Genomic DNA, 19,940 nt, shown 5'->3' with positions numbered 1-19,940 from the left:
TGGCTGTATCGGGGCATCATTTTCCTCCTCATGGGCTTCGTTTCTTCAACTATACTTTAGGAGGAGGCCTCTGACAACTATCCTAACACTGGGGGGTCAGAATGACTGCACCAATTTTCATTATTTTGAAAAAATGCACCATCATTATATCAGCGTAGAGATGTAGTGATAATATCTTGCATTTTCACTTTCCAGCTTAGATTTTCCTCTGCAAACTTTCGCATTGCTTCATTCACATTGTGAATAGAATGAACATGCTGTGCAAACTCCACAATACTTTCAACATTAATAGGGGTTTCATCATTAGGAAATCGAAGAGCATACGGAAAATGCGCCGGGAAATCAATATCATCATAACCATATACAAATGGAATTCCCCTTGCGCAATACTCTCTTTCTTTTAAGGGACTCCCATTATCAAGCGATTTGCGATAAAATCCTAGAACTCCAACTCCAATATGCGCAGTTTCATATACTTTATCAAGATCTTCCCCGGTTAAAAATCCTGTGAAGATAACCAGGTCATCAAGATGTCGTTCTCTCACTTTTCTTCTTAATCTTGACAATTCCTCACCTTCACCCACTATTGTAAACTTCACACTTGCTTTTGATTTGCGGCTTTTGTACTGCCGCATCCCTTCAATGAGTCTATCATACCCATGCCAGAAACTTAAATTTGCGACTCCTACCAAGTTGATTTCATCATCGATGTGATTACGCTTGTGTTTCAGTGGAAGTTCCTGTACATCTATTCCATTTCCAATTAAATGAGACTTGATACCAAAAACATCTTCCGCATAACTATTGCAAATCGCGGTATCCACCAGATCTTTCAAATACCCTCGAAAAAATTTATCTTTCATTAATGTCGCCTTCCGATTTTGCAGCTCCTCTTCATATGGAAGCGTTGGAAATTCCATTACTATTTTGATTTTATTATTTTTCTTCTTTACACTTGATAAAAACTCTATCAACGCGTGATCACTGAATGGGTACCTCATATAAATCATATCGTAATTTTTTGCTTTTAACATGCTCAGCAAATACTGATATGCGTACTTTGTGCTCAATGGCCTTATTTTTTTAACTGATGCTGTTAAAAAATCTTTCGTGCAATAATGATAGCCTTCAAAAAAAAAGATATCTACCTCATGTCCTAAATCAACAAGTGCTCTCGATTGCCCTTCAATCTTTTTTTTAACACCTCTAAGAATTGGTAAGCTTAAATCAACTAACGTAACAACTGCAATCTTCAATTTAATACCCCCATAAAGGTCTTTCTCTACTAAATCAGTTCGTCGATACACATTATCTTCTCACAGCCTTTTTCATTAAGGTCTTTTTCAATTTGATCATACGCAAAAATTGGCGTAACGATAATGAGCGCAGTAGATAGTTCTGGCGTTAACTGATCAACATGATATATGGGCACCGAATTATCATTATTGTGAGTTGCACCATTGTCAACAATAAAGTCTATTTTGATTTTACTTGTCTGAGATAAATCTCTTATTAGCAGCTTACCAATTTCGCCATATCCATATATAGCTATTGTGTTGTATCCTCTTTCCAATAAACAGTCTTCAATCTTTCCTCCTCCGGTTATGAGCGTTAACCATTTCACTAAGAATAAGTAATACTGTTTTACACGACCGTATTGTTCATTTTCGTATTCTACTGCAGTTTTATATAGTTCATACTCCAAAAAATTAGGTAAAAGTTGCTTCATCCCTTATCACCTTTCAGCAATCGAGCTACGTAAAATCACTCGTAATTGGTCAGTATCTTGCCATACTTCTCACACTTTTCTTAGTAGAAGCGCCAATACTCCACTTTTTTCTATCGATTTTTTAGGAAGTAACTGTACATCTACTCCTTGTTCCGTCAAGCTGTCTACTAAGAGGTCATAGTCGATTAATTGCTCTCCCCAGTTGCCGGTGTATGGATCGCAGGTATTACTGGGAAAACGATTGTTTCTATCTCGATTCATCTTTCCAGTTTCAATATACTCTTTTACAACTAATTCAATATCCGACTGATTCAAGCCTCTTGATTTTTTTGCCAGTAACTCCACTATGTCGTCATTCTCTAAATCGACATCTTGATTCAGAAGGTTTTTGATAATTTTTTTGCGGATTTTAAAATATGAATCCAGCGCATCTCTTTGCTTATGACCTTCATAATCAGCTCTGTCCCTGTACTCCAACTCATCATGCACTTTGATAAGTCTTTCAACAATTTTGGGGTTGTAACTATTAGCACTTGTCGCCATACAAATGCTTGCTCCTTTTTCCAAGCTCTCCAAGATGATGTTGAAGAAGCTCTCAACATCATAAATATGTTCCAACACATCATAGCTCCCGATGCCACCAAGTTGGATACCCTCATCTAAAAAGTACTTTGCTACAGTGGTTTCGTCTCCTGTTATGTGTCCATGCAACTCATATCCCAACTCGGTTGCTATTGTTCTTGCATCCTTAACTGCCACATCATATATATCACTATAATATACCCTCTTTATGCCCAGTTCTTTAGCTAAGCATCCTAAAATACCCGTTCCTCCTCCATAATCTAAAAAACTTGTGTTTTCAATGCTTTCATCTGTATCAGTGTACACAACTTGAATGATTTCTTTGTAGATTTGAAGTTGTTGTGACAAATTCTTTTTAATGGAGTCAAGATATTTTTTAGAATAATTGCTAATGGAGAGTTCAGATACCTCCAGTCTCTCTAACTTACTTTTGATCCTTTTAAGAGCTCCATCATATCGCTCATCCGATCTCCCGCATACGTAAAAAATGGGACACCCATATATTTTATTCAGCCCTTTTTCCAATAACTGCTTTTCGATTTCTTCATAATACATGCTTGCAACAAAAACAGTGTCCCTACTCTCAAGTACGTCTGGACTTACTATATCTATACCATTCAGTTTCTTTCCCCACTTGTTTGGATCATTATCCATAAAGCACTTGATATTATATAGATGACTCCACTGGTCATAAAAATTCAATCCTGCTTCTGATGCTCCAAATATAATGATTTGATCATTTTTCACGGCATCACGCCTCCCATCAGCACCCCTGTTCAAGGTATTTTACTGGATGTTTTAGTAGCCTCAAGTACTGCTTTCGGACAACTTGCGTTAAATACACAGCAATTGGCAGAGTTTTGTTTGAGTTCTTCAGGCGTGGATGATTTGGTGTTTATACTTTTTATAAACACCTCTCGTATCAACCATTAACGCACTGTAATTTTCAATCATCTCATAATCAAAGTAATCATGATCCGTGCACAGGACCACGCAATCCATTTTTGAAAGGCTATCAGGAGTCATCTCAATGGATTTTAAATCAAACTGATGCTCTCGCATCACCGGAAAAGACTTCACATACGGATCTGAATAAGCAATCTCTGCGCCCTTTTGACGAAGCAGTTCCATAATTTTGACTGAAGGAGACTCTCTGGTATCACTGATATTCTTCTTGTACGCCAGTCCCAAGATTAATATTTTTGATCCATTGACAGATTTATGGTGCTGGTTCAGAGCATCTGTCACCTTTTCCACTACCCACGCCGGCATCTGGGTATTCACCCGTCCTGCCAACTCAATAAAATCAGTATTCACGCCATACTCCTTCGCCTTCCATGTCAAATAGAAAGGATCAATGGGAATGCAGTGCCCACCCCATCCGGGTCCAGGATAAAAGGCGTTAAACCCAAAAGGTTTTGTAGCTGCTGCTTCGATCACTTCCCAAATATCAATGCCCATTCGATCAGCCACTATTTTCATCTCATTCACCAGTCCAATATTGACTGCCCGATAGATGTTTTCCAGAAGCTTGGTGAGTTCTGCTGCCTTTACCGTGCTAACGGGTACCAATTTCTCAATGATTCTTCCATAGATACGTTTTCCCATTTCAAGACAGGTGGTTGTCACGCCTCCAATCACTTTGGGGATGGTAGCAGTGGTAAAATGTTCATTGCCCGGATCCTCTCTTTCTGGAGAATAGACAAGAAAAAAATCCTCTCCCACACGAAACCCTTTGGCCTCAATAATAGGTTGGATCAGTTCTTCTGTGGTGCCGGGATACGTGGTACTCTCAAGGCTTAAAAGCTGACCTTTTTTGAGAAAAGGTGCAATTTCTTGCAACGTATCTGTAATATAAGACAAATCAGGTTCATGATATTTATTTAGCGGGGTGGGCAGACACAGGATGATGACATCTACTTCTTTCACCTCTGACAAATCCGTGGTCGCACGAAAATGGCCATTAATCACCATCTGTTCGATGGTTTCATTGGCGATGTGCAGCAAATAGCTTTCTCTCTTATCCATCAACATCGTCACTTTTTCGTTGTCACAGTCAAGACCAATGACACGACATTCGACTGAGGCAAAGGCTACTGCCAGCGGTAGGCCCACATAACCCAAGCCGATGATTCCCACACTAATGTCCTTTTCCTGAAACCGTGTTGTGTAGTCTTTATTCATGCTTCGCCTCCTGCTTCAAATATTCGCTGATTTTGTCTGCAATGAATTCAACTTCTGTTTTTAGCAAATATGGATGTATGGGCAGAGAAAGCACCACCTGACTAAGCTTGTTGCTCATTTCAAATCCACCATCTCCCTCGTTCAGTACCGAAAAGGCGGTCTGCTGATGAAGTGGTTTTTGATAGTAGACCATTGCAGGAATACCTGCTCCTTTCAAAAATTGTTGCAAATGATCCCGCTGCTGCCTTGATTTCAACTTAATGGTGTACTGGGCATAACTGGATCCATAATCTACAGGAATGACCGGTATCTCAACCATGTCTTTCAGCAATGCTGCATACCATTCGCCCACCTTTTTGACAGCCTCCAGTTCATGGTCAGCAAAAGCACTCAACTTCACTTGTAAAATGGCTGCCTGGAGAGTATCCAGCCTTGAGTTTACTCCAATTCTCACATTATCATATTTATCGTCACCTTTTCCATGAACCTTTAAAGAGCGTAACTGTTGTGACAGCTTGTCATCCTTGGTAAAAATTGCACCGCCATCCCCATAGCAACCCAAGGGCTTTGCCGGAAAAAAAGAGGTGGTGGCGGCATCACCGAAGCTTCCGGCTTTTTTCTCTCCAATCCTACCCCCGAAACCCTGGGCGCCGTCTTCCAACACCTTAAGGGCATATTCTTTGGCAATGATTCTAATGGCTTCATGTTCTGCAGGCAGTCCAAAAAGATCCACTGGAATCACTGCTTTGGGTGTCAGTTTTTTTTCTTGAATAACTTTTTCGATGGCCTCTTTTAGTCGGTAAGGGTCCATGTTGAATGTTTCCCATTTTACATCCACAAAGATGGGTGTGGCACCAAGAAAAGTGACTACTTCTGCTGTTGAAAAAAAAGTGAAGTCCGGCACAAAAACAGCATCTCCTGGTCCAATGTTCCAGGCCATGAGCACTAAGGTCATGGCTTCTGTTCCATTGGCACAGGAGATGCAATGCTTCACGCCCACATAAGCAGCCAGGTTCTTTTCCAGTTCTTCTACCTCATCCCCGCCAATAAAGACACCGCGGTCCAGCACTCTCTGAATTGCGGCATTGATTTCCCGCTGATATTTGGTATATTGCTGTTTCAAGTCGCGAAATTCCATACTTCCCGTCCCTTCTTCTACATCAGTCTTTCCCACTAACCAGTGTCAATCATTCTTGTTGTCCACCTGTATTAAGGGTTGCATTTTAACCCAATATTATAAATCCCTGCCCAACTCCTTGCAATGGTTGTCCTCAATCATGTACTCGGAACCACATTCATCACAAATGCAGGTGTGCTTCAGCTTCTCTCCACACTGACAAACCCATCCCATCAGCTTAGCCGGATTGCCATAAACAAGTCCATAATCAGGCACATCTTTTGTGACCACTGCCCCAGCACCAATAAAAGCGTAGCTGCCTATGGTGACACCACAAACCACCGTTGCATTAGCTCCTATGCTGGCACCTTTCTTAACCACTGTTTTCTGATACTCTCCCCGACGGTTAATGTGACTTCGAGGATTGATGACATTGGTAAAAACCATGGAAGGACCCAAAAAAACGTCATCTTCACACTTTACTCCGGTATACACAGAGACGTTGTTTTGAATTTTGACATTGTTCCCCAGCTTAACCCCTGGTGAAATAACCACGTTTTGACCAATGTTACATTGATTGCCAATCACTGCATTTTCCATCACATGACAAAAGTGCCATATCTTGGTTCCTTCTCCAATGGTACACGGCTGATCCACATAACTGGATTCGTGGACAAAGTAGTTCATCTCTTTCACCTCTCACACATGATGCTTCCCTTCAATCCAAGGGTAGCGGAATGCTCTTTCCTTCACGGGCTGATTTGTAAATGGCCAAGATGATCTCCAGCGATTTTCTTCCTTCTCTTCCGTCTGTATTGGGTTCCTCCCCATTTTCAAGGACATCCAGCACGTTTTGATAATAGCCCGTGTGACCAAACCCATACACATTCGGCGGCAAATAATCTGTTGTTTGAATGAGTTTGTCGTCGTCATCGTACTCTTCAAACTCCCAATGCTCAATTTTGTTAACTGCTATGCCTCCTATTTTCACAGTGCCTTTTTCCCCCAAAATAGTGATGGACCCTTCATAGTTTTTGGGATGAGTCAACATGGTCACGTTCATGTTGCCCAATGCACCATTACGGAAACGGAGGGCTGCCACCCCCGTATCTTCAGTTTCGATTCTACGGGCCATGGTGGCTGTATAGGCCATGACACTTTCAACAGGCCCCATCAACCATTCCATCATATCCACATAGTGGCTTGCCTGGTTAAGGAATGCTCCTCCATCAAATTCCCAAGTGCCCCGCCATTTGGCCTGATCATAGTATTCCTGGGGCCTTGTCCAAAAGACATTGACACTGGCCATATAGATTCGCCCAAATCGTCCCTTGTCCACTGCTCTTTTCAACAGTTGAAGTGTTGCATTGAGGCGATTTTGTTTCACCACAAAAAGTTTAACGCCATTTTGATCACAGGCATGAATCATGGCATCTGCCATTTTCAGATTGGTTGCCATGGGTTTTTCCGACACCACATGTAATCCTTTTTCAGCCGCCATGATTCCCTGCATGGGATGAAGTCCACTGGGCGTGGAGAGAATAACTGCGTCCAAGTCTTCTCGCTTTAATAGTTCTTCGTAGCTTGTGTAGGGGATGGCACCAGTTCTTTCTGCTGCAAATTTAGCGCGTTCAGGGATAATATCACATACTGCAACAATTCGTATCCGGTTTTGGTGCTTTTCAATGGCTTCTATGTGATTTTTAGATATTCTACCACAGCCTATTAGGGCAATGTTTTTCAGGAGATCACCTTCCTATTGTTATTATAGTTGGATTATCTGAAAGCACAGTTTGTTTTACACGCCCCTGAAATGCTCAACTATAGTGGCTTAATCATTTTGCTGAATTCTTTAGCCGGATTTCCATATACCTTTTGACAAGATTCAAGGTTTTTTACAACATTCGATGCCATTCCAGCAAAATTGAAATCTCCTATTTTTAAGTAGTTGTTAAATGTACAGTTCAATCCAAAAAAATTACCATTTCCAATTTCCGATGAGCTCCCTAAAACATTATGTGCTGCAATAAAATTGTAGTCACCCATTTTAGTATCATGTCCTATTAGTGTATTGGAGTGAATTGTGCAGTGATTGCCAACTACAGCGTTGGAGTTGATGACTGTATTTGCCATTATAGCTGTCCCTCTCCCAATTTTTGCAGATCTTGAAACTGTAGCGCTATGATGAATAAATGTACAAAATCGTTCATCTGGAATTTCAAGACGGCCAAGCAATTCAATTCTTTCCCTCATTAGATCAGGACGATATAATTGGAAAAGGAACTTAATCTCTGGATCTAGTTTGAATTTTTCATACGCTTCATAAGTTTTGCATAGTATAGGAAAATCATTTATTGAGTCTCCCATGGTCTTATCATCAAAAGCAAACCCCAGAAACTGAACTTCTCCAGTTTTTATCTGCGTATCATATATCTGTTCCGCTACTACTATTGCAGAGCCTTTTCCTCCAATCATTACAATTCTATCCACTCCACTCCCCCTCTACTTGTCCACTATTCGTTGATGCTTGCGCAATATATGAAATGCATTTTTCACAAGGGGTGGACCAACAAACCTGCCGTTTACAATTGCTACTCCCTCTCCTCTTTTCTCCGATTCCTCAAATGCCTTTACCATTTCTTGCGCGGCTTCAAATTCTTCGTTTGTAGGAGAGTAATATTTATGAACTAAATCCAACTCCTTTGGGTGCAGTACAAGCATCCCTTCAAAACCTAATTTCTTAGCAGTCTTCAGGTTGTTCTCTAAGTCTTCCAAGTCATGCACTTTAATATGTACTGTGTCAATCGGGATCACGCCTTGGCTTCTTGCTGCCATTGCGATTAAGCTTCTTGCCGTGAAAATCGTGGAGGCAGTTTCATCATTTATCCCTTGTATATCTGTTATGTAGTCTTCATTTCCAAAAGCAACGGCAATAACTCTCTTGGATGCCTTGCATATTTCTTCGGCATGCAGAACTGCTGATGCCGTTTCTATGAGTGCAATTATTTTAAATCTACCAACTTCGTAACCTTTTTCATATTCAATCGTTTCTAATAGCTTATCAAAAAAATATATATCTTCTCCAGTTTTTGCCTTAGGATACAAAAAACCATTAATCCCACCTATTGTTAATTGTGTTATATCTTTTAGAAGTTCACCACTCTCACGGTCGTTCACTCGAGGAAAAATAGGATACCTTTTAAGCTTACCCTCAGAAATCAAATCAACAATATTATCTCTGGCAACTTGTTTGTTGCTTTTTGGTTGTACAGAATCTTCAAGATCTATCAATAACACGTCTGCTTCACTTTTTAGAGCACTATTAATTAGCTTAAGATTATGGCCTGGAACAAATAGTAACGACCTCATTGGAAAGCAAACTTCCATAATTATTCGGCCTCCTTCTTTTTTATTAAGACCTTTCTTCTGAAGGATAATACCTCTTTCCCATCCTGATTGTAAACAATTGATTCTACGTATACTACGCCTCTATCTTCCTTGTTCACCGATTCTCTTTTATCCAGTATCGTTGTTTTTACATAAATTGTATCACCAATGAAAACTGGTGCGTGGTGAATTACATTTTCATAAAGTAGGTTCGCTATTGCTTTTTCGCTTATGTCAGGCACAGTAATGCCAACTGCCAAGCTAAAAACCAGTGTTCCTACTACCAATATTTTTCCATGCTGTTGTTTAGATGCATAATCAATATTCGTGTGTACAGGATGATGATTCATAGTAAGTAATGAAAATAAGTTGTTATCACTTTCAAATATCGTTTTTGAAGACTTGTGCTCAATAACTTCTCCGATAACAAAATTCTCATAATACCTGTGCATATGTTCCATTAATAATACTCCTCTTCTGAAATTCTGTACTTATACTGCATAACTTACACACACTGCAATCACAGCTTAAAACTAACTACCATTCAATTTTGCTCCTTACAGTCTGATCTGATTAAAAATATAAACCCTACTTTCTTAACTTTTGATCATCTCCAACAGCATCATCCCCAACTCCAAGTATATTAAAAATAGTATCTGCTATTATTTTCATGTCTTCAACGCAATACCTTTGATCACAGGGCAGTGGTATTATATTTGCAGCATAATAGTACTCCAACGTGTTGGGCTTGTTTTCCCTAGTTACATTTGGCCATAGTGTGGGAACGTATATTCTTTTGTCAATTAACTTTTTCTTAATTCGAGCGCCAGTTTCGAGCAGTAAAGGATATGAAAAAGGGCCTTTGTCTCGTCGCAATTCTATTAACCCGTTTAATTGTCCGAGCCTGCCATGAAGGTAATTAAAATTTTCACACCTTTGACCAGCCACAAAATCGTAATCTATCCCTCTAAGAATGTTCTTAGTCAATCGCGACATGGACTTAAGCGACTCACCACCTAAAGTGCTCTCAACTTTTCTGAACTCATCATAAAAAGCATAAGCACCCCCCTCAAACCTTCCAATAAGATGATTCAACCTATTGCTTGAAACATCCCTCTCTAATTGTTCATCCACTTCTTCTATCGTTGATAGATACGCTCCATCTGGAACTCCAAAGTATTTCCTGCACGAATATATTGTATCTATTCCTTCTATTGGCTCCTGAAAAAATGAATGTGTATTATCCAGAATGATTCGACCATGCGTTATTTTAAGTTCCTCAATACTTTTATTGTTTAGTTGACCGTAATAATTGACTATATAGATACATTCATGTTGGTTTAAGCTTGTACTAAGAATCGGTCTGAAATTCTTGTCTATCGAGTATAACTCGTAGTCAACGCTTATTAATCTTAAAAAAGTTCTGACTGAATCGCATAAATATCGTGGGATGTAGACTTTGCTTATCTTTTTTGCTTTGATAACATAAGCAAGTGCATTTCTTGCAGTGTTTAAAGCGATTAAATTACAGTAAAAGTCATGTTTAGAAAATGATTCCAACTCAAAGTAACCGCCAATTTCTTTTATCATGGCTGCTTTTCTCTCCATTTTCATACTAATAAGCATCTCATAATTTGCTTCTTAACTTCATAAATAGAATTGTTCATCAATACATCAATGATTGAAAGCCATGGCACAAAGCTATTGCTCATTTGATTATATGGGATTTCTTCACTCTTCAGAAAGTTCAGCTTAATGTTGTAGTCATTAAAAAATTTGGCCGAGTAAAGATCTTTACCTCCTATAGCGTTTATATACATTGAAGCGTTGAGGGTGTTACAAATATTCAAAACCCTTTCTTGTCCTTTTAATTCCTGTTCTTGTGCAATATCTGAAGAGTAGATAAAGTTTGTTTCCATATCTAAAAATTTAGATATTACTTCTAATAAAAATCGCAAATATTTTGCTAAGTTCTTTTCATCATACAAAATAACTTGTTCCAGTAATGGGTATACAGCTCTAAAGTAGGGAGTTTTGCTATATGCTTGCTCAATTGTTTTAAGTAGTTTTTTATACCTTATCCTTTCATTTGATATCTCAATTTCACTGATATTTTTATTTGAACTCGCTTTAATGAGTGGTAGATTGATTCTTGTCTTTGTTCCATTCAGTAGAATGTAGTTCCTATTGATCCACCCTCCTTTGATAAATTGCACGTCATCATAAATGACAAACACATCCACCGCATTTATCAATTGCCAATAACCTATGTACGGAAAGAAGTAAGGTTGCATAATGGCTACTTTCACACTACCTCCCCTTTCAGTCAGATTCTTTTTCATTTTGTATACATTTTGCTGTAATATTTTATATAGTCACCAGAAATGACATTTTCAAACCACTGATGGTTATCCATATACCACTGAATGACCTCTTCCATCCCCTGCTCGAAGGTATAGGCTGGTTCCCACCCAAGTTCCGTGGTGATCTTGGAGTTGTCAATTGCATACCTTCTGTCATGACCTGGACGATCCTTGACATGCCTGATCAAGTCTTCTGACTTTCTAAGAGTTTTGATGATCAGCTTCACAATCTCAATATTGGATTTCTCATTGTTGCCACCTATATTATAAACCTCGCCTTTTTTTCCATTGTGAAGCACTATATCAATAGCCTGACAATGGTCCGAAACATGCAGCCAATCCCTTATCTGTAACCCATCCCCATAAACTGGCAAGTCTTTACCCCTCAAGCAGTTGTTGATCATTAGAGGTATCAACTTCTCAGGAAACTGGTAAGGACCATAGTTGTTACTGCACCGGGTAACGTTGACCGGTAGGCCATAGGTCTCGTGATAGGCCCTCACAATAAGATCTGCGCTTGCCTTGGACGCAGAGTAAGGGCTGTTCGGTAAGAGGGGCATAGTTTCCACAAATTTGCCGGTTGTACCCAACGCACCATAAACCTCATCCGTAGACACCTGTAGGAATTTTACCCCTGGTCTGTATGCTTTGCAGTATTTATCCGCCAAGTTTATCTTCCAATACTTCTTGGCAACGTCCAACAATACTTGCGCGCCAATGATGTTGGTGTTTAAAAACACTTCTGGCTCTTCGATGCTTCGATCTACATGAGATTCCGCTGCAAAATTTACAACCATATCTATGTTCTTGGTCTTGAAAAGCTGCTCCACCACGTTACGGTCTCTTATATCGGCTTTTACGAAAAGATAGTTGGTCGATGCATCCACCCCTGAGAGGTTCTCTATATTTCCTGCATATGTCAGCGCATCTATGTTAATGATGGTGTATTTCGGGTACTTCTTCACCATCATTCTCACGAAATTACTGCCAATAAAACCCGCACCGCCTGTTACCAGAATTGTTTTCATATCAGTCATCTCGCGTCTCTCCTATAGTTCCTCCAACAAAGATAAAATATACTGACCATAATCTGTCACCTTCAGGTCTTCACCTATGGCTCTGAGCTGATTATCGTCGATAAAACCTCTTCTCCAGGCAATTTCTTCAAGGCAGGAAATGTAAAACCCTTGGCGCGTCTGAACTGCTTCAACATATTCTGCCGCCTTGAGCATTCCCGCTGGCGTACCTGTATCCAGCCATGCCATTCCCCGACCAAGAAGCACGACATTAAGTTCATTCTTCTCAAGATAAACATTATTGACCGACGTGATTTCTAACTCTCCACGAATTGATGGTGTAATGCTTTTAGCAATTTCAATGACGCTATTATCATAAAAATACAAACCCGGAACTGCATAGTTGGACTTCGGGTGTAGTGGCTTTTCCTCGACGGAAATCGCTTTTCTGTTTTCATCAAACTCCACTACCCCAAATGCTCTGGCATCTCTTACCGGGTAGCCGAAGATGATGGCACCCCGATCTATTCTAGTGGCCAGCTGCAGTTTCCCCACAAAGTCTTGTCCGTAAAATATATTGTCTCCTAAAATCAGACACACATTTTCATTTCCAATAAACGTTTCTCCCAAAATAAAGGCTTCTGCCAAACCCCTTGGTTTTTCCTGGATTACGTACTGAATATCAACGCCTATCGTTGAACCATCACCCAGCAATTTTCTATACAATGGTGCATCCTCGGAAGTTGAAATAATTAGAATTTCTCTGATTCCAGCGAGCAGAAGTATCGAAAGCGGATAATAAACCATCGGTTTGTCATAGATAGGTAACAGTTGTTTTGATACAGCTTGTGTCATGGGATAGAGCCTTGTTCCTTTGCCTCCAGCCAGAATGATACCTTTCATTTAGATTTTCCCTTCCCCGCCATTATTTTATATTGTCGATAATGATCTGGCAGATTCGATCAACATCTTCTATTGCTAAATCTGGGTACCATGGCAATGTTAAAATGCTTCTTGCGATACGTTCTGCAACAGGTGTTTTGTCTATGCTAAACATGATAACTACTGGTGAGGGAATACCTTCCAACTATTTTTTTAGTATTTTACAATCATACTCAAATGTAAAACTGGTTATTTCATTCCTCTTTGGAGCAGTCGGTAAACTCGAAAGATATTTTGAAGGGATGTACGCTCCACACATTGTCATATCGATATAAAAAATATTTTCATGGTACTCGTCTGGCATTGAGTCATAAACAGCTCTAATAGTATCATGCCGATAATGCTTTCTTGCTCCAACAGTAAAATCATGCCATATTATAATTGATCTGTTGAAGTCAATTACTTTTAAAATATTTGCAGTATCAGTTTTAACTCCTTCAAACGAATGGTCACCGTCTATAAACACAACATCTATGCTATCGTTTATTACAGCAAAATCGAATATGCGGGAATCGGAACAATAATGTTCAATATTACTTTTATTTCGAGTGAAAAACCGGCTGAAATTATCTTTGTTATTAATCTCGTCAAAATGTCGAACTATGCTTTCATCATCGTCCGGTAGTGATATACTATAACATTTCTCGCAATATTCCGATGCTATCGCGAGACTTTCACCTGTCCATGTTCCAATTTCAAGATATGTTTTTGCTTCGGTTAGTTCCAGCATCTTGAAAATGCATATGTAGTCCAACAAACTTGATCCCCCTGTTAAGAAAGACAAACCTTCTATTTTTGATTTTGCGCTATTGGATAGATATTTTCCGAAATCTACAATCTTCATTTTGTCAGTTAATTTTTTACTCGAAGGCACTAAATCATAGTTGTAATTAAACACCGAGTAATCAAATCCCATTAAATCCAACAAGCTCTGAATTTCTCGATAATATGATGATGTGATGATAATATCTGCCTCATTGTAGCGAATCAATTCTTTTGGTGAAATAACTTGTACTCCACAAAATTTCTTTCCCCATTTTGTTTTGTCACTATCGCAAAAAGCAATTATTTTGTAGCAACTCTTTAATCTATCATATGCATGTTCGCCTTGTTTTGAAGCTCCAAACAGTATTGCTTTTCTCATCAGTACTCCTCCCTCGTCATCTTGCCTAATTCTATATGCTATGTGGGGTATCATTTAACTTTCAAACACACTTCTCCACATTTTAACCAGACTTGTTTCATCCGCAATTAGATATTTTATTCCCTCACCATTCGTTTTTATTTCTGGTTTTCCATTAAAATCTTCAAAATCCATAGTGATAATTTCTTCCCATGCCACAACATTTTGCTGAAGTGATTTGAAATAGTTAAACATTGCAGAGGTTTTGGGTAAAATCACTTTTTTATTCATGTACAATAGTTGATATATATTCCCAAGTCCAATTTGCCTTTCTGTGTTAAAAATCGCCACATCTATGGTTTGTAATAAAGCCGTATGGTCTTCACGATTCATGTGCTTTTTTATACACTGTACTTTACCTGGAAACAAACGGTTTGCAACTCTTTCTACATGAGCTCCATACTCACTATCGCCATATGTTAGCGGAAGAATTATTTTGATGTTTTGGCTCTTGAATTTTTTTAATTGATTAAGTGTATCTATGTGTTTTAAAATTCTTGTGCTGGAATGGCCTACCATAATTGAAGTGTATTCATTTTTTTTGTTGATTTCTTTAATTAAACTACTGTAATCCTTCTTATAGAGTGGATTTTCTATTGAACCTACATAGGGTGCATGATAAGTGCTTGCAGTGTAGTGTTTGTTAAAGTATTCAATGTCTATCGGTATGATGCCAACAAAGTATTTGATCCTCTTTCGAAAAGCGTCTCCTATATAATTGTCAGCATGCTCTTTAATACTGCTACCTTCTTTTTTCCACTGATATAAGTCGTATCCCCAAGCAACCCAAATCATTTTATCCATTATTATTTTGCTAGTACACATAAGCAATCGGGCCTTTAAAGGAAGCTGTAAGCTATGCAAAACAATTCTGTCATATTGATTTAAAAACCTCAGGCTATCCACACAGTAATTTTCGAAATCTAAAGCTGAAATAATATCCGGATGGTTGTATTGCATGCTACTTACGGTGGATTCGAACTCTGTACCAATTGTTGCAAAGTGATGCTCTTGATTGCAAAAGTGTTTCTTTATGAATGGAATGTACATCCTTGCTGTAAAGAAACCTGAACTCGCAGTGAAAAGATGGATAATCTTCATTTACACACACCCTCAAATTCGTATCTACAGTTAACTTGTATGTTGCATAATGGAAATACCTAAGTTTCAAAGCAAAAATCCCTAATTTTACAAGGGCAAAATCATCAGAATTGCAAGAGACCATTGCTGCGAATCAGATTTTTGTTGTCAACAAAGCGGCTTAGAATGGATTGTCTGCTTCAAGGTGCTATTGGTAAGGGGGTATTTCGCTAAATCTAATCCGCTTGATGAAATTTGTTCTTGTAATCACCAATAATGACGGATCTGGTTGGCATTCGCGTTTTTTCGTCAAGAAAGCGAACTATGCAACACACTCTATTATTAGCTATTCTTTATCTGCCAAATTAAATAGTCTAAAGCTACAATCGGCTGACTTATCCCACTTAATAGTAATTCCTGTTTAATTCTTCTGAAATGATAAACTGGTGTAATAATTATTGCATCAACATCCGAAATTTGGCCATTGTCTATTTTATTGGCAACGCTAGCTAAATCAATAACTTCCGTTCCTGAATCAACTAACTTGCACTTTTGATCAATGTACACCTTGATATTAACCTCACAATTGTTTAGTTCTTTTTCTAATAGACCACCAATCATTCCCGCACCGTAAATTGCAATGTTTGACATTCCATTTTTCAATAAAAATTCGCCCACACTTCGCCCCTCAGCCTGAATTGCTTGCCAATTCAACAACAAGTGGTAGTAAGATTTGTAAACGTTTCTTTCTTCTAATACTTTGAAATATCGCTTCATGTACATCTTAGTATATAACATAGAAATAATAATAAAAACTATAACAACGCCAATAAAATATTTCATTTTAGAACCCTTTCTAAACTTAGTGGTTTCCATTTTTAAGAAAATATTAAAGACTTATCAATCCAAAGTGAATCTGTACGAGGATTTTTCGATTAATATCCAATCAGATGGCAATAGATAAACTCTCTATCTTAGCATTTTATAAAATCGCAAATTCTGTCTACTTGTTTCAAACTTAAGTCTGCGTACAATGGCAATGTTAACACGCGTTTAGCAATATAGTTAGCTACCGGTGTCGTTTCAACAGTAAATAAACCTTTGTAGCATTCGAGGCTATTTGTAGGTGGGTAGAAATATTTTCGAGCACGAATATTGTTCTCATTCAGCTTTTCAAATACTTCATCTCGCGTCATTTTGAACTCGCTAAAAACCACTGGAAAATAGGCGTAATTCTTTCTCACTCCATCTTGTTCATTGGAGAGTCTAATGCCATCAACATTTTCTAGATTGGCAAGATATCTATCAACCACCGCTTTTCTCTTTTCTCTTTCACTATCTATGTGTCTAAGATTGCATATCCCCATCGCTGCTTGGAATTCATTCATCTTAGCATTACCACCTACATACTCGACAGATTCAGAGTTCCGAATACCAAAGTTCTTCAAGCCACTCAGCGCCGCCGCTATCGAAGAGTCATTATATGTAATTGCCCCTCCTTCAATAGTATTGAAAACCTTTGTAGCGTGGAAACTAAACATCGATGCGTCTCCAAAAGATCCTATTCCTTTTCCATATATCTCAACACCGAATGCATGGGCCGCATCATAGATTACTTTAAGATTGTGCTTCTTGGCGATTTCTTCAATCTTTTTCACATCACACACATTCCCATATACGTGGACAGGAAGAATTGCAGAGGTTTTTTCAGAAATAAGGCTTTCAATCATTTCCACGTTAATTGTGTAATCGTTCGGATTAATATCGCAAAAAACCGGTTTCATTCCGCTTCGTACAATCGCGTGAGTTGTTGATGCAAATGTAAAAGGGGTGGTGATCACCTCACCCTTTAGTTCTAATGCAGCAATTATGCATTCAAGTGCTAGGTGTCCATTGACAAATAGGGTTATATTTTGAACTTGAAGAAAGTCTATTAATTTAGATTCTAACGCTTTATGTTTTGAACCCATATTAGTAAGCCACTTGCTTTGCCATAAATCCTTTATTTCCTCAACATATTCTTCAATATTTGGCATTGAAGGTTTGGTTGACTGAATTATCATTTTCACCTTCCTCTGTATGGGTGTGATATTTTCGCTTCTATCCATTTTGATGTTTTTCGCTTATCATATATGTTTCAGCAAACAGAAACCGTCAGCATAACACTCATTTCAGTATCCTTTTAATTCTGAACTAAGATTTCCATCCTATCCAACTTTATCTCCCCCTCTAATCAAACCAAAATGATTATCCTGCAGTACTATAAACATTTTCCCCTAACATCGTCTTTAAATGGTTATGTGCATTAAATCGATAACGCACATGTTAAAACTCTTTATTCAGGCATTTCATGACGATAAGATGTGCAGGTAGTCAATGCAGCATTTTATTTATCATCCGATCCGTTCTATTGAAGACCCATAAAAACACAGAGAAGCCTTTCATGTTCTTTCATTTTAAAAATTTGTTCTTCGCCTTTGAATAGACAAATTGACTTAACTTTGGATTGATTTAACCCATTTTCAGCATCTTTCAAATTGCTTGCGATGGTATAAACCTCTTCTTTTTTGCCATTATCTTTTTTCTGCGATAACACAATTTGTCCTTGCTTTAAAACTTTAGCTGGATTTCCCAATAAAGCGAATTTGCTTTTCTTATTACCTGCATGATTTGAGTAGGTATATGCGTGTATTTCAAAGTAAGTTTCTGTATTCAACTTGATTCTGGGACTGCATCTATTAATATCGAAACAAATGTTATTTTTTATAAAACCACTTTTGCGTTTCCTACTCTTTATACCTTTGCTATTGATATATTGATCATATTCATTGTTATCATTTCTTACGTGTAGTATGGTTTTCAGTCTTTCAAATACACTTCCATTTGTGCTATTTGAAAAAGGTATATTATTTTTGACTGACTCCCAATAATCTTTTTCAACATCTAAGTTATTGTAAACCCTTAATAAAACATTAGAATTAAAGCTTTCTTTAATTGCTATTTTTATTCCGTCGAAGGATATCATCGGATCTTCTATCTTCCACACCTTGCCAAAGCGATATATACCGTCATCTCTTTTCTGGAAACTAGGAACGTACTCGATTCTTCCATTGTCACTCATTTGCTCTTCTCCTAATAGCAAATACGCATCTTCCTCTTTCAGTTCTCCCACTTCATGATAAAGAAACTCCAGATACGCTCTTTTCTTATCGATCAGGTAAACATCTGAGTTTTGATGATCGATAACTTCTTCGAAGTTAAGCCTCTTAATATTTCCACAGAACTCATCATTCATAGAATGTTTTCTTTTAATCATTGAGCAGTCAAACAAGGTGCTAATAGAATTTATGCCTAGTTTAATATGAAGTACCTGTTTTATTTGAACTGGACTGGTTAAATCTACAGGTTTCCAATCTGCTTCCCCATTTGATGAATATTCTAAAGCGACTTCACTTGCAGAAGCTATTTTAACGTCAAAGGTCTTAATGTCTGATTCAATAGGATAAAGGAAAATTTCTCCCTGTTTGTGACCATACCCAATGGTTTCAATTATTTCATCCAATCCATTTTGAAGAAATTCTGATTGTTTGTTCGGCATCACCAATAACCATACAAGGTTATGCTTCTTTAAAAAGTGCTGAAAATCATCTTCCAATAGGACAGTTGTTTGTTCCTGTTCGTAGCTCCATTGAAAAAGTTTGTTTATTTCAAAATCGTACAGTGTCATTGTTCTCTGATCATTACTTATAGAGGATATTTCATCGTCAATATTCACCATACCGTTAGTTACACGAAAGATACTTGTACAGTTGTCTTTAGGCTCTATCAGGTATTTTATATTAAGGTTTTCACTAACTGTGTTATTGTGTGTTGATTCGTCAGAGTCACAAATCTCGCACAACAGCCATTGGTGGTCTGTAAAGTACTCCGGTGCTTCGATTCCAAAAACTTCAACATCTTTCAACCGCTCGTTAACTTCATCGCGCTCTATACAGTAAATATTGTATGTTTCATCATACAGTATTTTTGAAGGCTTCCAGTTGGGACGCTTGGCTGAGTACTTCTGTGGAATCCACTCTTTCAACTGCTCTTCTGTGAGGTTTTCTGCAATAAGACGGCAATCCTCCAGCCTGTAACCCGAGGTTTTTTGATAAAAAAACTGAAGATGCCCCTCATCATTCACGTGATATTTGCAACCTTCGCTTTTATCAATATCTATATCTTGATGAAAATCAACAATATTCAGCAAATAATAGTTTTCTTTTATATCTTCATAGTACTTGTCTAATTGTTCCTGAAGTTTCTTATTTTTCATGACAGCACCTCTTTGCCTTCTTTGCAGGTTGAATAGCATTGT

General features: G+C 38.2%; 19 protein-coding genes. All 19 read right to left on the bottom strand.

Features of this window, described 5'->3' with window-relative positions; translation table 11 throughout:
* Nucleotides 1-149: 149 nt before the first annotated feature.
* A complete protein-coding gene (locus QOL74_RS07985) occupies nucleotides 150-1,256 on the bottom strand; it encodes a glycosyltransferase family 4 protein (protein WP_283408930.1) in 1,107 nt (368 codons plus the stop codon).
* A 29-nt stretch (nucleotides 1,257-1,285) separates the two neighbouring features.
* Complete coding sequence (locus QOL74_RS07980) at nucleotides 1,286-1,729, bottom strand: hypothetical protein (RefSeq protein ID WP_283408929.1); 444 nt, start codon at nucleotides 1,727-1,729, stop codon at nucleotides 1,286-1,288.
* Nucleotides 1,730-1,798: 69 nt separating this feature from the next.
* Complete coding sequence (locus QOL74_RS07975; protein WP_283408928.1) at nucleotides 1,799-3,058, bottom strand: 50S ribosomal protein L11 methyltransferase; 1,260 nt, start codon at nucleotides 3,056-3,058, stop codon at nucleotides 1,799-1,801.
* 126 nt (nucleotides 3,059-3,184) lie between these two features.
* A complete protein-coding gene (locus tag QOL74_RS07970) occupies nucleotides 3,185-4,495 on the bottom strand; it encodes a nucleotide sugar dehydrogenase (RefSeq protein WP_283408927.1) in 1,311 nt (436 codons plus the stop codon).
* Entirely contained in the window at nucleotides 4,488-5,633 is a 1,146-nt protein-coding gene (locus QOL74_RS07965; RefSeq protein WP_283408926.1) for a DegT/DnrJ/EryC1/StrS family aminotransferase, read from the bottom strand. Before QOL74_RS07965 ends, QOL74_RS07970 begins: the two co-directional genes overlap by 8 nt.
* Before the next feature lie 96 nt (nucleotides 5,634-5,729).
* Entirely contained in the window at nucleotides 5,730-6,299 is a 570-nt protein-coding gene (locus QOL74_RS07960) for an acyltransferase (RefSeq protein ID WP_283408925.1), read from the bottom strand.
* 31 nt (nucleotides 6,300-6,330) lie between these two features.
* Nucleotides 6,331-7,338: a Gfo/Idh/MocA family protein gene (locus tag QOL74_RS07955; RefSeq protein WP_283408937.1), complete on the bottom strand. Its 1,008-nt coding sequence runs from the start codon at nucleotides 7,336-7,338 to the stop codon at nucleotides 6,331-6,333.
* 95 nt (nucleotides 7,339-7,433) lie between these two features.
* Entirely contained in the window at nucleotides 7,434-8,102 is a 669-nt protein-coding gene (locus tag QOL74_RS07950; protein ID WP_283408924.1) for an LbetaH domain-containing protein, read from the bottom strand.
* Between the two features lie 12 nt (nucleotides 8,103-8,114).
* Nucleotides 8,115-8,999, bottom strand: a complete 885-nt coding sequence (locus QOL74_RS07945) for an HpcH/HpaI aldolase/citrate lyase family protein (protein ID WP_283408923.1) — start codon at nucleotides 8,997-8,999, stop codon at nucleotides 8,115-8,117.
* A gap of 2 nt (nucleotides 9,000-9,001) precedes the next feature.
* Nucleotides 9,002-9,460: a MaoC family dehydratase gene (locus tag QOL74_RS07940; protein WP_283408922.1), complete on the bottom strand. Its 459-nt coding sequence runs from the start codon at nucleotides 9,458-9,460 to the stop codon at nucleotides 9,002-9,004.
* A gap of 127 nt (nucleotides 9,461-9,587) precedes the next feature.
* Nucleotides 9,588-10,613 carry a hypothetical protein gene (locus QOL74_RS07935; RefSeq protein ID WP_283408921.1) on the bottom strand — a complete coding sequence of 342 codons (1,026 nt, stop codon included), beginning with the start codon at nucleotides 10,611-10,613 and terminating at the stop codon, nucleotides 9,588-9,590.
* Entirely contained in the window at nucleotides 10,610-11,308 is a 699-nt protein-coding gene (locus tag QOL74_RS07930) for a WbqC family protein (protein WP_283408920.1), read from the bottom strand. The genes QOL74_RS07935 and QOL74_RS07930 overlap by 4 nt, the downstream gene beginning before the upstream one ends.
* Nucleotides 11,309-11,337: 29 nt before the next feature.
* Complete coding sequence (gene rfbB, locus QOL74_RS07925) at nucleotides 11,338-12,390, bottom strand: dTDP-glucose 4,6-dehydratase (RefSeq protein WP_283408936.1); 1,053 nt, start codon at nucleotides 12,388-12,390, stop codon at nucleotides 11,338-11,340.
* Nucleotides 12,391-12,411: 21 nt separating this feature from the next.
* Nucleotides 12,412-13,281 carry a glucose-1-phosphate thymidylyltransferase RfbA gene (rfbA, locus tag QOL74_RS07920; protein ID WP_283408919.1) on the bottom strand — a complete coding sequence of 290 codons (870 nt, stop codon included), beginning with the start codon at nucleotides 13,279-13,281 and terminating at the stop codon, nucleotides 12,412-12,414.
* 184 nt (nucleotides 13,282-13,465) lie between these two features.
* Nucleotides 13,466-14,464, bottom strand: coding sequence for a class I SAM-dependent methyltransferase (locus QOL74_RS07915; RefSeq protein WP_283408918.1), 999 nt, complete (start codon nucleotides 14,462-14,464; stop codon nucleotides 13,466-13,468).
* Between the two features lie 54 nt (nucleotides 14,465-14,518).
* Nucleotides 14,519-15,604 (bottom strand): TDP-N-acetylfucosamine:lipid II N-acetylfucosaminyltransferase family protein, encoded by a 1,086-nt coding sequence (locus tag QOL74_RS07910; protein ID WP_283408917.1) that lies wholly within the window; start codon nucleotides 15,602-15,604, stop codon nucleotides 14,519-14,521.
* A gap of 321 nt (nucleotides 15,605-15,925) precedes the next feature.
* Nucleotides 15,926-16,426, bottom strand: coding sequence for a hypothetical protein (locus tag QOL74_RS07905; protein WP_283408916.1), 501 nt, complete (start codon nucleotides 16,424-16,426; stop codon nucleotides 15,926-15,928).
* 131 nt (nucleotides 16,427-16,557) lie between these two features.
* A complete protein-coding gene (locus QOL74_RS07900) occupies nucleotides 16,558-17,646 on the bottom strand; it encodes a DegT/DnrJ/EryC1/StrS family aminotransferase (protein ID WP_283408915.1) in 1,089 nt (362 codons plus the stop codon).
* A 344-nt stretch (nucleotides 17,647-17,990) separates the two neighbouring features.
* Entirely contained in the window at nucleotides 17,991-19,898 is a 1,908-nt protein-coding gene (locus QOL74_RS07895) for a hypothetical protein (RefSeq protein ID WP_283408914.1), read from the bottom strand.
* Between the last annotated feature and the right edge of the window lie 42 nt (nucleotides 19,899-19,940).

Source organism: Anoxynatronum buryatiense, from assembly GCF_900182905.1.
Classification (GTDB): domain Bacteria; phylum Bacillota; class Clostridia; order Peptostreptococcales; family Tindalliaceae; genus Anoxynatronum; species Anoxynatronum buryatiense.
This window is presented reverse-complemented; position numbering and strand designations above follow the sequence as displayed.

Bases quoted from the DNA above. Each gene is read 5' to 3' on its own strand.
- QOL74_RS07980 (WP_283408929.1), bottom strand. From the start codon at position 1,729: ATGAAGCAACTTTTACCTAATTTTTTGGAGTATGAACTATATAAAACT.
- QOL74_RS07970 (WP_283408927.1), bottom strand. From the start codon at position 4,495: ATGAATAAAGACTACACAACACGGTTTCAGGAAAAGGACATTAGTGTG.
- QOL74_RS07965 (WP_283408926.1), bottom strand. From the start codon at position 5,633: ATGGAATTTCGCGACTTGAAACAGCAATATACCAAATATCAGCGGGAA.
- QOL74_RS07960 (WP_283408925.1), bottom strand. From the start codon at position 6,299: ATGAACTACTTTGTCCACGAATCCAGTTATGTGGATCAGCCGTGTACC.
- QOL74_RS07945 (WP_283408923.1), bottom strand. From the start codon at position 8,999: ATGGAAGTTTGCTTTCCAATGAGGTCGTTACTATTTGTTCCAGGCCAT.
- QOL74_RS07940 (WP_283408922.1), bottom strand. From the start codon at position 9,460: ATGGAACATATGCACAGGTATTATGAGAATTTTGTTATCGGAGAAGTT.
- QOL74_RS07935 (WP_283408921.1), bottom strand. From the start codon at position 10,613: ATGAAAATGGAGAGAAAAGCAGCCATGATAAAAGAAATTGGCGGTTAC.
- rfbB (WP_283408936.1), bottom strand. From the start codon at position 12,390: ATGAAAACAATTCTGGTAACAGGCGGTGCGGGTTTTATTGGCAGTAAT.
- rfbA (WP_283408919.1), bottom strand. From the start codon at position 13,281: ATGAAAGGTATCATTCTGGCTGGAGGCAAAGGAACAAGGCTCTATCCC.
- QOL74_RS07915 (WP_283408918.1), bottom strand. From the start codon at position 14,464: ATGAGAAAAGCAATACTGTTTGGAGCTTCAAAACAAGGCGAACATGCA.
- QOL74_RS07910 (WP_283408917.1), bottom strand. From the start codon at position 15,604: ATGAAGATTATCCATCTTTTCACTGCGAGTTCAGGTTTCTTTACAGCA.
- QOL74_RS07905 (WP_283408916.1), bottom strand. From the start codon at position 16,426: ATGAAATATTTTATTGGCGTTGTTATAGTTTTTATTATTATTTCTATG.
- QOL74_RS07900 (WP_283408915.1), bottom strand. From the start codon at position 17,646: ATGATAATTCAGTCAACCAAACCTTCAATGCCAAATATTGAAGAATAT.
- QOL74_RS07895 (WP_283408914.1), bottom strand. From the start codon at position 19,898: ATGAAAAATAAGAAACTTCAGGAACAATTAGACAAGTACTATGAAGAT.